A 12,540-nucleotide genomic window follows, 5' to 3' on the forward strand; every position below is an offset into this window, starting at 1 on the left:
GCCCATCCGGGCGTGCGATATCCTCGCTCATGCGGCCTGAAGGCCGCGTCGCTGCGGGCGCGCCGTCGCGCTTGCACTCGCCTTCGGCTCGGGGTGGGTCTTCGCGCAAAGGTGACGAAGTTGACACCGTGTCAAGCGGCGAATTGACATAATATCCTTTTATTTAGAGGATCTTGCTTCGAAAAATCGAAGTTGACACTTTGCCGAAAAGATTTTTCGACCGATGGTGGAATTCGACTGTCAAAGAACGCCATCCTGATCGCACGGACGGTACCGTGTAGGAAAGCGGCCTTCACAAACTCCCCAGGACCACTGGCAGGCTCATCGCGAGCATGCCGCCGCCGATCACCGCGAACAGCACGAACAAGGTCGTCCATGGCATGAAACCCACGCGTTCGAGACGCGCGACATCGCGTGTGCGGTTCCGGCGTCGTTCCATCAGTGCGCAGAAAGCAGCGAGCACCCAGAATGCGCCACCGGCGATCGCGAGCTGAGCGGCATCGCTCAGGAGTTCGAACTGGAGCCACAGGTGCATGATGACGGGCATGTAGACCGCAGGGCGACTTGCGCAATCCCCCCTCCTGCGCCAAGCGCTCGGTCGATGGACGGTTCGATCGCCTCCCCCCGCCCGTTTCTCGCGCTCGGCATCAGGCTCGTGACCGCCTTCGCGCTGGCGACCATGGGCATGCTCGTGAAACTCGGCGGGGAGCGCGGGGTCCACCTGTTCGAGATGATCTTCTGGCGGCAGGCGATCACTCTGGTGCTGATCGGAGGCGGCCTTTTGCTGCTGGGCAAGCTGGCCACGGTTCGCACCACTCGGCTCGGCGCGCATTCACGCCGTGCGGCGCTCGGGCTGGTGGGCATGATGTTCACCTATGGCACCGTCCTGCTGCTCCCGCTCGCCGAAGCGACCACGATCAACTTCACCACGCCGTTCTTCGCGGTATTCCTCGCGGTCATCCTGTTCGGGGAAAAGGTGGGGTTTTATCGCTGGGCGGCGGTCGCCGTCGGTTTCTGCGGCGTCATCGTGCTGGTGCAGCCGGGATCGAGTGCAGGGGTCAACATTCTCGGCGTAGTGGTCGGGCTCATCGCCTCGGCGATGGTCGCGCTCATCAGCTTCCAGATCCAGGATCTCAACAAGACCGAAAGCCCTTGGGCGATCATTTTCTGGTTCACCCTGCTTTCTACGCCGGTGATCGCATTGGCCCTGCCATTCGTCTTCACCGCGCACACCGCCGAAACATGGGCGATCCTGGTCGCCATGTCGGTGTGCGGCGCAATGGCGCAGATCCTGCTGACGACTTCGCTCCGCTTCGGATCGGCGGCGGTGATCCTGCTGATGGATTACACATCGCTGCTGTGGGCGACATGGTATGGATATGCGGTGTTCGACCGCGCGGCTCCGGCCAGCCTGTGGCTGGGAGCCCCCTTGATCATCGGCGCAGGCGTGCTGATCGCGTGGCGCGAGCGGCAACTCGCCCGAGCCAGGATGCAGCCCGTCGCAGAACCGGAACCCCCCGCCCGCGCCTGAGTCGATTGATTATAACCATCTGAAGAGGAACACTTATGATCCGCAAGACCATGATCGCACTCGCCCTCGGCGCAATGACCCTCTCTGCCGCCGCCTGCAACACCGTCAAAGGTCTGGGCGAAGACGTCAAATCCGTCGGCGAGGCCGGTGAAGAGGCTATCGACTGACGGTGCAAATCCCCACTCGGAAAAGGCCTGCCCTCCACGGTGCGGGCCTTTTTTATTGCCAAGTTAACCGGGAGCGGCGATCTTGGGCCATCAACCACGAAGGGTTACCGACATGAGTCGTAAAGTTCTGAATGCGGTCCTGATGGGCGCGCTGCTCGCCTCGATCTCCGCATGCAACACCGTCAAAGGGCTCGGCGAGGACATCAAGTCCGTCGGCGAGGCCGGCGAAAAGGCGATCGACTGAGCAGAGAGCTCAACCCGGGCGATAGACCAACATCAGGTTATTCGCCGGCATTTCGCGGCGTGCTGTACGGGTGAATCCTTCGGCGTCCGCGAGAGTGTCCAGATCCTCTACATTACGCAGGCCCCAGCGCTCGTCGCGAGCCCGCAGACTGGCGTCGAACGCGACGTTCGACGGTGCCGGTTCGCGTCCGCGCTCGAAGTACGGACCGTAGAGGATCAGCGGAGCCTCGCTCTCGCTCAGGATTCGCGCTGCTCCGGCAAACAGTCCCTCGGTCGCTTCCCACGGGCTGATATGGACCATGTTGATGCACACAATCGCGTCGGCGCGATCAACCTCCCAGTTTTCGGGACGCGACGCATCGATCACCGTCGGAAACCGCAAGTTGGCGGCGCCGTGATCTTTCTGCCAGGCAATGATCGAAGCGAGCGCTTCTTTCTGGCAATCGCTCGGCTGCCATGTGATCTGCGGGAAACGGTGGGCGAAATACACCGCGTGCTCGCCCGAACCGCTCGCCACCTCCAGCACTGTGCCTGAGGGCGGCAGTTCGTCCGCAAGCACCTCGGCAATCGCTTCGCGGTTCCGCTCGGTAGCGGGGGCGTGTTTCTTCATTCGCGAAGCCGCCTGTCAGTTGACCTGCCGTTCCTGCCCTTCCCAATAGGGCGCGCGCAGTTCCCGCCGCAGGATCTTGCCCGAGGCATTTCGCGGCATTTCGGGGATCACGTCGACGCTCTTGGGGCATTTGAATGCCGCGATGCGTTCGCGGGTGTAGGAGATGATCTCTCCCTCGTCGATTTCCTGCCCCGGCTTGCACACGACGCAGGCTTTCACCTCTTCGCCCCACCGTTCCGAGGGCACGCCGATCACCGCGACTTCGGCGACCGCAGGGTGGCCGAACACCGCATTCTCGACCTCGGCCGGATAGACGTTCTCGCCGCCGGAGATGATCATGTCCTTGATCCGGTCCTGGATATAGACATAGCCGTCCTCGTCCATGATCCCGGCATCGCCGGTGTGGAGCCAGCCGTCCGGATCGATCGTGCTCGCGGTCGCTTCGGGCAGTTTCCAGTAGCCTTCGGTGTTGGACGGCGATTTGATGCAGACCTCCCCGATCTCGCCGCGTGGGACTTCCTTATTGTCCGGCCCGCGCACTTCGATCTGGGCACCCGGCACCGCCTTGCCTGCCGAGCGCATGCGCTGATTGCCTTCGAGCGTGTGGTCCTCGGGCGGCAGCAGCGAGATCGTCCCGCTCGTCTCGGTCATGCCATAGGCCTGCAGGAATCCTGCGTTGGGCATGGTCTTGACCGCTTGCTTGAGCAGTTCGAGCGGCATCGGTGCGGCGCCGTACATCAGGTATTTGAGATGGCTGAAATCGGTCTCCGCCGCTTGCGGGTGCTGGACGACCATTTGCAGTGCAGCGGGCACGATGAACATGTGCGTCGCGCCGTTCTCGATCGCTTGAAGCACGCCGACGGGTGTGAATTCCGCCTGCACAAGGCAGCGGACACCGTTGGCGATGGCGATATTGATCAGTCCGGTGCCGCCGATATGCGCGCACGGCATCGCGACAAGGAAGCAATCGTCGGGCTCGAAGAAGTTCCACGCCAACCCGGCTTCGTTGCCCGGATTGCGCAGGCCCAGCAGGTTCGCGTTGGACAGAACAGCACCCTTCGGATTTCCGGTCGTGCCCGACGTGTAGAGTTGCAGGATCGGCTCCCCCGGATCGGGCGGATGGTAATCGCCGGGCTCGCTTTCGGCCATCGCCTTGCGCGCCTCGGCCTCCTCGATCACGGTCGGCTTCGCGGGCAGGTCTGCGGCGACTGTGCGCGCGGTTTCGGCAAACTGTTCTTCGACGAACACCAGCTTGGCACCCGTATCCTTGAGGATGTAGGCGACTTCCGGCGCGGCGAGCCGCCAGCCGATCGGAACCATCACCGCACCCATCCGCGCGGCGGCGAGATAGATGTGGCAATAAAGATCTGAGTTCTTCCCCAGCCACGCGATCCTGTCTCCCTTGGCAAGACCAAGCGACTGGAAGAAACCGATCAGCCGACGCGTGTTTGCGTCGAGTTCGGAATAGGTGGTGATCCTGCCATCCTGTTCGATCGCCGGGCCATCGGGGCGCTCTGTAGCCCAGAAGTCCAGGATCTCATCGAAGGTGACGAAGCTGTGATGCGGATCGCCCGCGACCGTGCCTTCCCACGTCATGCATTCTCTCCCAATGCGCGTTTACAGAGGGATAAAGCATGCCGCGCAGTGGCGGTCCAGAGCTTTACGCTACTGCCAGCGGCCCGAAGCGCGCGCTCTCGGCTCGCGCACGAGCAGCCAGATGAACAGGCCGAGCGGCCCCGCCATAAAAGTCACCAGCAGGATCGGTGCCTGCAGCCAGCGCGAGAAGAACTTGGCATCGGCATCGCGCGCGATCCACAGCCCGACAAACAGGTCGAATGCGAGGTAATGCGTCCATCCGATCGCAACGCCCGCATCGCTGGAGAAAATCGAGCGCACGCCTTCGATGGTGGTGAAGTCCGCCCCGCCCTCGCCCGCCGGGACCAGCCCGGAGAGCACCGCGATCAGTCCGCCGGAATAGATCAGGCATAACAGCCCCACGCCGAGGTAGAGGATGCCCGAGAGCAGCGCGGGCCAGCGCGGCAAGGCGATCAGCGCTATCCACGCAACGAGAGCGAGCAGGTTGACCGCGTTGAAGACAAGGGACCAGTCCATCATTCCTCCAGCGTCGCATCGGCCTTGGCGCGCCATTCGCGCGCGGCGCGCTTCATCGCCTCGTTGTCGTGCGTAAAGCGCCCCGCCGCCCGTCGCATCGCCAGCCCGAGCGCGGCCTCGGCGACGAGGTCCGCATCGATCGAATGGTACATCTCGTATTTCGACGGCAGCAGCGGTTCGACCAGCGGTGCGACCGTCATGGCCATTTTCTCGGCAAAGCGGAAATCGCCCTCGCGTGCGCCGCGCAGCAGGCCGGGGCGCAGGATATCGAGCCGCTTGAAACCGATCTTCGACACCGCCTGTTCGGTCTCCGCCTTGACCTTGAGATAGAAGTGCTTCGACTTCGGATCGGCACCTGCGGCGCTGATCAGCACCATGTTGAGAACCCCCGCATCCCTCGCCGCCTGCGCGGTTTCGACGATCAGGTCGTAATCGACCTCGCGGAAGGCCGTCTCGTCGCGGCCCGCTTTCTTCCAGGTTGTGCCAAGCGCGCAGATGAAGGACCGCGGCTTGATCGCTTCGAAGACCTCGCCCCATTTCGACGGTTCGGCGACGAACATCTCCATTCGTGCGCCTTCGGGCAACCTGATCTCGCGCCGGGCGATGCCGACGATACGGGTGTAATCGCTCGCGCTCGAAATCTCGATCACGCGGCGTCCGATCAACCCGGTGGCGCCGACCATGCCGATCCGCTCGACCGTCTTGCGGCCCATCGTGCGCCGGTTCGCTGCGGGCCTGTGCAGGTTAGACATTGCTAAGCCCCTTCGGCCTTTCGCCATAGATTTCCTCGCAGGCGCGAATCGCGAAGCGGTCGCTCATGCCGGCGATGAAATCGGCGATCACCCGCGATCGCTGCGGGTCTTTCTCCGGCAGACGCGCCTGCCAATCGTCGGGCATCAGCGACGAATCTTGCGAGTAGGCGGCGAACAGGCGGGCGACCACATCGCGGGCGCGCTCGGCCCCTGCGACCTGGTCCGAATGGTAGTAGAGCTTGTCGTACATGAATTTCTTCAGCGTGCGCTCGTGCGCCGCCATCTCCGGCGAGAAGCCGCCGAGTTGGCGGTTCGCATTGCGGACATCATCGACCGATCCCATACCTACGACCTGCTTCGCGGTGTGGTCGATCACGTCGTTGACCATCAGCCCGATCTGGTCGCGCACCAGCTCGCGCAATTGCCGGTCGCGCGGGGCGTTGGGAAAACGCCGCTCGACGACGCGCCACTGGTCGGCAAGGAAAGGAAGCTCGAGCAGGTCGTCGAGCTCGAGAAAGCCCGCGCGCAGCCCGTCGTCGATATCGTGATTGTCGTAGGCGATGTCGTCCGACACGGCCGCGATCTGCGCTTCGAGCGAGGGCCAGGCTCCGAGGTCGAGCGGAAACGCCTCGTCGAGTTCGGCGAGCGCCCAATTGGGCGCCCCCACCGGCCCGTTGTGCTTGGCCAGACCTTCGAGAAGGTCCCAGGTGAGGTTGAGCCCCTCGTTTTCGGGATAGGGGCTTTCGATCCGCATCACCGTGCGCAGCGCCTGCGCGTTGTGGCAGAACCCGCCATGGCGTTGCATCGCCTCGGCCAGCGCATTCTCCCCCGCGTGGCCAAAGGGTGGGTGGCCGAGATCGTGCGCCAGGCACAGCCCCTCGGTCAGGTCCTCGTCGAGACGCAGCGCACGCGCCAGCACCCGCCCGATCTGCGCGACTTCGAGGCTGTGCGTCAGCCGGGTGCGGTAATGGTCGCCTTCGGGCGCGATGAAGACTTGCGTCTTCGACTTCAGCCGTCGGAAGCTCATCGAATGGATGATCCGGTCGCGGTCGCGCTGGAACTCGCTGCGCGGCCCGCGCGTCTCCCCGGCGATGTCGGGCGGGCCACCGCTCTCGCCCGCACGCCGCTGGGGGCCGAATTCGCGCCCGCCATGGCGGGCCGGGTCGGCAGCGTAAGGAGCGCGGGTAATCACCATCATGCGATTAGGTGAGGCAGCCTAGCCGCTCAACAGGAACAGATCGGCAACCTGCATGGATTGCCGTGGACAGCGACCGTTTCGCCGCCGAATTGATATGTAAGGAGCGAAGCGGGGCCGCTTTCCGGGTGCATTGGGGGGGTGGAAAGCGGCCCCGAGGGCCTCCGGCTTAGCGACCCGAGGACCCGGAATCTGCATGTTACTAATCCATGACAAATTCGCCGCGCACTTAGGCGGCTCGTTAACGAGATGCACCACCTTTTATGTTGCATTGCGCTCAACCGTGGCGCGCAAGAGGTGAGTCGCCGGTTAGTCCACCAATTCCTGCTGCAGGATCCAGTCGGCAGCGGCTTCGCAATGGATTCTGGTGGAATCGAACACCGGCAGGATATTGGCATTGACGTCGACGACGAGGTCCAGCTCGGTGCAGGCGAGCACGATCGCGTCGGCGCCTTCCTGTGCCTTGTTGGTGATGATCGTCTTCATCTTGCGCTCGGCATCGCGGCTGACCTTTCCGACCATCAGTTCGTCGTAAATAATCCGGTCGAGCGTCTCGACATTGCCCATGTCGGGCGGCAGCAGGTCGATCCCGTGCGCGACCAGACGCTTGCGATAGAAGCTTTCGGTCATGACGTTGCGCGTGCCGATCAGCGCCGCGTTCTTGTGCCCCGCTCGCTTGAGCGCCACTCCGACGTAATCGGCGATGTGCAGGATCGGAACATCGACAGCATCGGCGACATCGTCATACAGCTTGTGCATCGAATTCGCGCCGATGATGATGGCCTCGGCCCCTGCCTGTTCGAGCCGCTTCGCACTGTCCGAAAGCACGCGAGCGGCTTGTTCCCACTCGCGGTCTTCGCGCAGCGCATAGAGCTGGCAGAAATCGAGGCTCTCGATCAGCATCGGCGCGCTCGCCATCGGGGCCGCGCGTTTCTGGACGATCCGGTTGATCCGGTCGTAGTAGATACCGGTCGACACCCAGCTCATGCCGCCGATCAATCCCAATTTGCGCAAAGGCATTTCCCTGATTCTCACACACAATTCACCCGAGAACTACGCGGGAACCGTGAACCGCGTCCATAGGGTGGTATTCAGGCCGAGATTTTCGTGGGTTAAGTGGTGAATTCGAGGTTAATCAGCCACTTTTTCAGGTCTGTAAGCGTCGCTTCGGGCGCTTCTTTCTGCGGCAGGTGACCGATTCCCTCGTAAACGACAAGCGTGCTGTTAGGCATCGTCCGGTCGAGCCATTCTCCCGCCGCGAGCGGGATGAGGCGGTCCTCGCTCCCCCACATGATCAACGTCGGCGCGGCGATGTCGGCGATTTCGCCTTCGACCAGCGGATCGTATCCGGTCGAAAAGCGCTTCATCGTGGCCCGCCGATTTCCGGGGTAGCGCAGGAGCTCCCAGTAACGATCGATCATTTCATCGGTCACCACCGCCTTGTTCGAGACCGACTGCATCAGGCTCCGCTCGATCAGGCTGCGCGGGGTAATCTGTTCGGCGAGCGAATTGACGATCGGCGTGCGCGCGATGGTGAAGCCGAGATTGCCGCCATCCTGGTCTTCTTCGCTCCGCAGGTCCGGTGGACCGCTCGCATCGACAAGGACCAGTCCCTCGACCTTTTCCGGGAAGGCCGCTGCGAAAGCGAGAGCGTGTTTGCCCCCCATCGAGTTGCCGCCGAGCACGAAGCGCCTCAACCCGAGTTTATGCGTCAGCGCGCGGATATCCTCGGTGAAGCTGGCCCGGCTGTAATCGTCGTCCGGATCGGGCCCGGTAAGGCCGTGGCCGACCTGGTCGAACCGAACCACCCGGTACGTGTCCTTCAATCCGTAAGCCCATTCGTCCCAGGTGCGAAGATCGGAGTTCGATCCGTGCAGGAGAACGATGGCCGGTGCATCCTCCGGTCCCTCGTCGCGGACATGGAACAGCTGGCTATCGCCAAGGAGGACGAATTGCGACGGCGCCGTGCCGTATTTTGCGCGCATCTCCGTCGGATCGGTGTCGGGCGTGCGGAATACGACGAATGCGATCACCAGCGCGGCGAGGACAAGGAAGACGCCGCGGATCAGCCATTTCTTCATGGTGCGCCGGGCCTTTCGTCCATCTCTTCGATCCAGCGCCGCACCACCGCGACGCCGTCATGGTCGATGGTGGATTTGCCCAGTTCGGGCATCGCAATCCCGGGCTCGGCCGAGTCCATCCGGTAGACAAGGATCGAGGCATCGGGATCGCCCGGTGCGATCGATACGAGGTGCCCGCCCGCTCCGCGCCCGGCGGCGACCGGCGGCTTGCGGATACCGAGCTTGTGCGGATCGTCCTGCTCCCAGCGCAGGTCCAGCCCCGAATTCGAGGCTCCGCCGCCCGGCTGGTGACAATGCGCGCAATTTACGTCGAGATAGGCGCGCGCGAGCGCTTCGGTATCGTCGATCGAGCCGCGCTCGGTCCAGACGGGGAGCGGATCGGTGGTCTCGGGGAAACGCTCGATCCGTCCGCCTTCGCCCAGCGATCTGAAGAATATCCCGGGCAGGTTCCGCACTTTCGGACCGATCGGGATTACCTCGCCATCCTTGCTGTGGCAGGTCTTGCACTGGTTCTTGTTGGGAATGCGGTAGCTGATTTCCTCACCTTCGGGCGTGGTGACCGGCAGACGCGCCCCTGCGAGCGCTAGCGTGGCCGTGGTCTGGTCCTCGTTCCAGCGATAGGGCAGCGCGACCCAGCCATCGGCGCGGTGGAGCAGCACGCGGGTTTCGATGTAGCGCTGCTCCGCGCCCTCTCCGAAGGCAAAGGTCTTGATGATCGCGCTGCCGACCGGGAATTGCAGCAGACCGTCGCCGTCGGCGACCACCCGCGTGCCCTCGGGAATGTAGACGTAGCGCAGCTTGTCCGCCATGTCCGAATAGAGCGGAGTGCGCAGCTCGTACCCGATCACACCTGGCGATCTCTCCCGCGCCGATACATCGAGGAAAAACCCGAAATTGGCGAGTTCTTTCGGCAGGCTGTCGCCCGCAATCAACGTGTCGTTGACCTTCGGCGGAGGCAATGCGCGGCTCGCCATTGCCCCGCCAAGCGCCAGCGCGGACGCGGCCAACAGGGCGAGCGGGAGCTTCACTTGAGGCGCGCTTCCAGTTCTGCGGGAGCCCCGATCCCGCTTATGTCCCATTTCTCGATTGCGCTCGGCGCGGTCATCGGGCCGGGCTGCGCATCGGCCATCGACTGGCCCTGCTTGGTCAGGTTCAGCGACACGCCGGGTATTTCGGCAGTGACGAATAGTGGCGGTGCGCTGTCGTCGGAAAGGCCATCCCACAGGATCGGCGGGATCGCCCCGCCGAAGGCTGCAGCGAACTGCTCGCCGCCCGGCAGGTCGGGCTTGGTCCCGCCATCCTCGGCGATATTCTCCCCGATCACGACATTGCGCGGATAAGGGTTGTAGCGCGGGTCGTCATAGGCCTGCGTATAGGCGACGATGATGAAGGGAGCGGTCGCGTTGTCGCTCGCGATGTTGTTCTCGATCCAGACGTTCTCGTTGGCCATCACCATGATGCCCGTTCCGCTCGGTACCCCGGCGACGATATTGCCCGGAGGCGCGAAATTGGGCGTGTTGTTGTCGCTGACGATGTTGTTGCGCACGATCACGTTGCCGCCGCCCATCACCGGGAGGCCCGGCAGGTCGAACACGAGGATACCGCCGGTGTTCTCGGTCGCGATGTTGTTCTCGACGATCGCGTCGCGGCTGTTCTCGATCTCGATCCCGGCGACGTTCTCCCTGGCGATCGAGTTGCGCACCGTGATCTTGCTCGACTGGCCGACATAGATCCCGGCATCGGACGCGCCCGAAACGATCACGCCATCGACCAGCACGCCGGTGCTTTCGACCGGATAGATCGCATATGCCCCGTTCGATGCATCGGGGCCGTTGGTCCAGGTCACGATGAGCCCGGTGTAAACGATGTTGTCCGCACCCTTGGACTTGATCCCGTCTCCCTTGGGGTTTTCCATCCGGAAATCGCGCAGGGTGACGTTGTCCGAGGTGACGAGCAAGCCTTCGCCCGCACCCTGCTGATTGGTGAAATCCAAAACCGTATCATCCGCGCTGGCGCCGCGCAGCGTTACACCGTCGACATCGAGGCTGAGCCCATCGGTCAGTTCGTAACGCCCCGCTTCGAGGACGATCTCGTCGCCCGGTTCGGCGAGGATCAGCGCTTCCTGCAAGCGCTCCTGCGCGCCCTCGCCGGGTGAAATCGTGTGCGTTTCGGCCAGTAGCGGCGATGCACTCGCCAACAGCAGCGCGGCAGCGGTAATCCTGATCATGCGTGTCTCCCTCTCCGGCGCGCATTGTGGCGCAAGTCGAAGTGATTGCAAGGGGACTTCAGAGGCCCCCCGCCGCTTCCAATCCGGCCAGGGAAAGGCGACGCCCGGGCGCGAATTCGAGCGACCTGCGAAACGCCTCCGCGGCCTCTTCCTTGCGGCCCAGCGCAAGCAATTGCTCGCCCAGCAATTCGTAGCTCGGCTTTGCGATCCGCGGCGGGCCGAATGCCTTGGGCAGAGCCATTTCCGCCTCCGCAGCGGCGCGCAGCATGGCGAGGCCCGCGTCGACATCGCCGTTCGAAAGCGTCAGGACCGCTTCCGCCTGAGCAACGGCCCGATCGAGCCAGTTGATGCTTGTCCGGTTGTCGGGTTCGACCTGCGGCAGGATCTCGGCATAGTCGGCGGCGAGGCTCTTCAGATCCGATAGCGCGGCTTCGACTTCCGTCTCGTTGCCGAAACTCGCCAGCGCTCGGCCATGCGCCAGCTTCGTTCGCGCCAGGATGAATCCGTCGCCGGTCCCCGCCAGAGGATCGGGCCAGTTGCCCGTGTCGACGCCTTGCCAGGTGGAAATGACCGCGTAACTCGACGATGCGCCCCAACCGAGCCGGTTATCCGCGCCTTGCGCGATCTGCGCTTCGGCCTGCTTGCGGCAAGCCGAGACAATGCCGCTCGCATCCTTGCCCTGTTGCAGCAGCGCGTAGACGAGCCACTCGTTGTAGTGCCCGCAATCGGACGGGTCACGCCCTGCCGCGGCGCGCTGACGATCGACCACTGCATCGGCGAGCACGTTCGCGGCTTCCGAAGCTTCCCAGTCGCCGAGCGCGTGGAAGATGTGGCTGATCATGTGCTGCGCATGGCCCGCGTCCGGCGCGACCTTGGCGTACCGCTCCGCCGCGCGCTTGCCGAGCGGGGCATGGACCGGATCGTCGTAGGAATGGATCAGGTAGTGCAGGATGCCGGGATGCATCTCGTTGGTCATGAACCCCGGTTCGAGCAGTCCGGCGGCTTCCATGTAGATCGGGATCTGCCGCCCGCCGTGCGAGGTCCCGAGGATCGCAAGGCCGGTGAAGGCGCGCGCGTCGATGTCCGAGGGATCGGCCTCGAACAGGGCGCGCATCCTGGCGAGATAGAGGTGGTCGCGTTCCTCCTTCGTACCCTCGCCATAGAGCGTTTCGATCGCGTTCAGCCACATCGCTTCGCGCGGCGAGCGGACTTTGGCCTGCCGCGCTTCCGGCGTGGCTCCCAATCGCGCGAGGACGGCCAAGGCGGCGTCGCGATCCTGCTCCTGCCACAGCGGGTGGTTGTAGGTCATCGCCTCGCCCCAATAGGCCATGACGAAATCGGGATCGGCTTTCTGTGCCGACTCGAAGGCTGTTGCGGCGCGCCGGTATTCGAAGTTGTGAAGCAGCGCGAGCCCGCGCAGGAAATGCGCTTTCGCTTCCTCATCGGCCTCGACTTCCAGCACCATGTACTCGGTGCCGACCCCGTCGCCGCGCGGCTCCACGGTTTCAGCCGCAGCAGGCGCTGCCGTTGCGATACAGGCCGCAGCCAGCGTCAGTTTCAGAATTTTCATCGTTTCCCCCCTCGACTGCGACCAGTTTCGCACAATCGGTCGGGATCGCAAG

Annotated in this window: 14 protein-coding genes; 3 read left to right on the forward strand and 11 right to left on the reverse strand. The window is 63.7% G+C overall.

Going from position 1 to position 12,540, the window contains the following annotated elements:
- Window positions 1-292: 292 nt before the first annotated feature.
- Window positions 293-535 carry a hypothetical protein gene (locus tag ACI5KX_RS11855; RefSeq protein WP_406810865.1) on the reverse strand — a complete coding sequence of 81 codons (243 nt, stop codon included), beginning with the start codon at window positions 533-535 and terminating at the stop codon, window positions 293-295.
- Window positions 536-601: 66 nt separating this feature from the next.
- Here ACI5KX_RS11855 and ACI5KX_RS11860 point away from each other — a divergent pair, with 66 nt between their 5' ends.
- The 3 genes from ACI5KX_RS11860 to ACI5KX_RS11870 all read left to right on the forward strand — a co-directional run bounded on the left by ACI5KX_RS11860 (window position 602) and on the right by ACI5KX_RS11870 (window position 1,942).
- Window positions 602-1,531, forward strand: a complete 930-nt coding sequence (locus ACI5KX_RS11860; RefSeq protein WP_406810866.1) for a DMT family transporter — start codon at window positions 602-604, stop codon at window positions 1,529-1,531.
- Window positions 1,532-1,566: 35 nt separating this feature from the next.
- On the forward strand, window positions 1,567-1,698 hold the full coding sequence (locus ACI5KX_RS11865; protein ID WP_406810867.1) for an Entericidin EcnA/B family protein: 132 nt from the start codon (window positions 1,567-1,569) through the stop codon (window positions 1,696-1,698).
- 112 nt (window positions 1,699-1,810) lie between these two features.
- Entirely contained in the window at window positions 1,811-1,942 is a 132-nt protein-coding gene (locus ACI5KX_RS11870) for a hypothetical protein (protein WP_406810868.1), read from the forward strand.
- Window positions 1,943-1,951: 9 nt separating this feature from the next.
- Here ACI5KX_RS11870 and ACI5KX_RS11875 read toward each other — a convergent pair whose 3' ends face one another.
- The 10 genes from ACI5KX_RS11875 to ACI5KX_RS11920 all read right to left on the reverse strand — a co-directional run bounded on the left by ACI5KX_RS11875 (window position 1,952) and on the right by ACI5KX_RS11920 (window position 12,488).
- Window positions 1,952-2,551, reverse strand: coding sequence for a DUF938 domain-containing protein (locus ACI5KX_RS11875; RefSeq protein ID WP_406810869.1), 600 nt, complete (start codon window positions 2,549-2,551; stop codon window positions 1,952-1,954).
- A gap of 15 nt (window positions 2,552-2,566) precedes the next feature.
- Window positions 2,567-4,147, reverse strand: a complete 1,581-nt coding sequence (locus tag ACI5KX_RS11880) for a fatty acid--CoA ligase (protein WP_406810870.1) — start codon at window positions 4,145-4,147, stop codon at window positions 2,567-2,569.
- Window positions 4,148-4,216: 69 nt separating this feature from the next.
- Complete coding sequence (locus tag ACI5KX_RS11885) at window positions 4,217-4,663, reverse strand: ABA4-like family protein (RefSeq protein WP_406810871.1); 447 nt, start codon at window positions 4,661-4,663, stop codon at window positions 4,217-4,219.
- Entirely contained in the window at window positions 4,663-5,415 is a 753-nt protein-coding gene (locus tag ACI5KX_RS11890; protein ID WP_406810872.1) for an NAD(P)H-binding protein, read from the reverse strand. Before ACI5KX_RS11890 ends, ACI5KX_RS11885 begins: the two co-directional genes overlap by 1 nt.
- On the reverse strand, window positions 5,408-6,613 hold the full coding sequence (locus ACI5KX_RS11895; RefSeq protein WP_406810873.1) for a deoxyguanosinetriphosphate triphosphohydrolase: 1,206 nt from the start codon (window positions 6,611-6,613) through the stop codon (window positions 5,408-5,410). The genes ACI5KX_RS11890 and ACI5KX_RS11895 overlap by 8 nt, the downstream gene beginning before the upstream one ends.
- A 306-nt stretch (window positions 6,614-6,919) precedes the next feature.
- Window positions 6,920-7,624 carry an aspartate/glutamate racemase family protein gene (locus tag ACI5KX_RS11900; RefSeq protein WP_406810874.1) on the reverse strand — a complete coding sequence of 235 codons (705 nt, stop codon included), beginning with the start codon at window positions 7,622-7,624 and terminating at the stop codon, window positions 6,920-6,922.
- A gap of 98 nt (window positions 7,625-7,722) precedes the next feature.
- Entirely contained in the window at window positions 7,723-8,691 is a 969-nt protein-coding gene (locus ACI5KX_RS11905) for an alpha/beta fold hydrolase (protein ID WP_406810875.1), read from the reverse strand.
- Window positions 8,688-9,719: an SO2930 family diheme c-type cytochrome gene (locus ACI5KX_RS11910; RefSeq protein ID WP_406810876.1), complete on the reverse strand. Its 1,032-nt coding sequence runs from the start codon at window positions 9,717-9,719 to the stop codon at window positions 8,688-8,690. The genes ACI5KX_RS11905 and ACI5KX_RS11910 overlap by 4 nt, the downstream gene beginning before the upstream one ends.
- A complete protein-coding gene (locus ACI5KX_RS11915; protein ID WP_406810877.1) occupies window positions 9,716-10,918 on the reverse strand; it encodes a parallel beta-helix domain-containing protein in 1,203 nt (400 codons plus the stop codon). The genes ACI5KX_RS11910 and ACI5KX_RS11915 overlap by 4 nt, the downstream gene beginning before the upstream one ends.
- 58 nt (window positions 10,919-10,976) lie before the next feature.
- The gene (locus tag ACI5KX_RS11920; protein ID WP_406810878.1) at window positions 10,977-12,488 is read right to left on the reverse strand and encodes a hypothetical protein; all 1,512 of its coding nucleotides are present in this window, start codon (window positions 12,486-12,488) and stop codon (window positions 10,977-10,979) included.
- Window positions 12,489-12,540: the final 52 nt, after the last annotated feature.

The organism is Erythrobacter sp. GH1-10 (genome assembly GCF_045363165.1).
Classification (GTDB): domain Bacteria; phylum Pseudomonadota; class Alphaproteobacteria; order Sphingomonadales; family Sphingomonadaceae; genus Erythrobacter.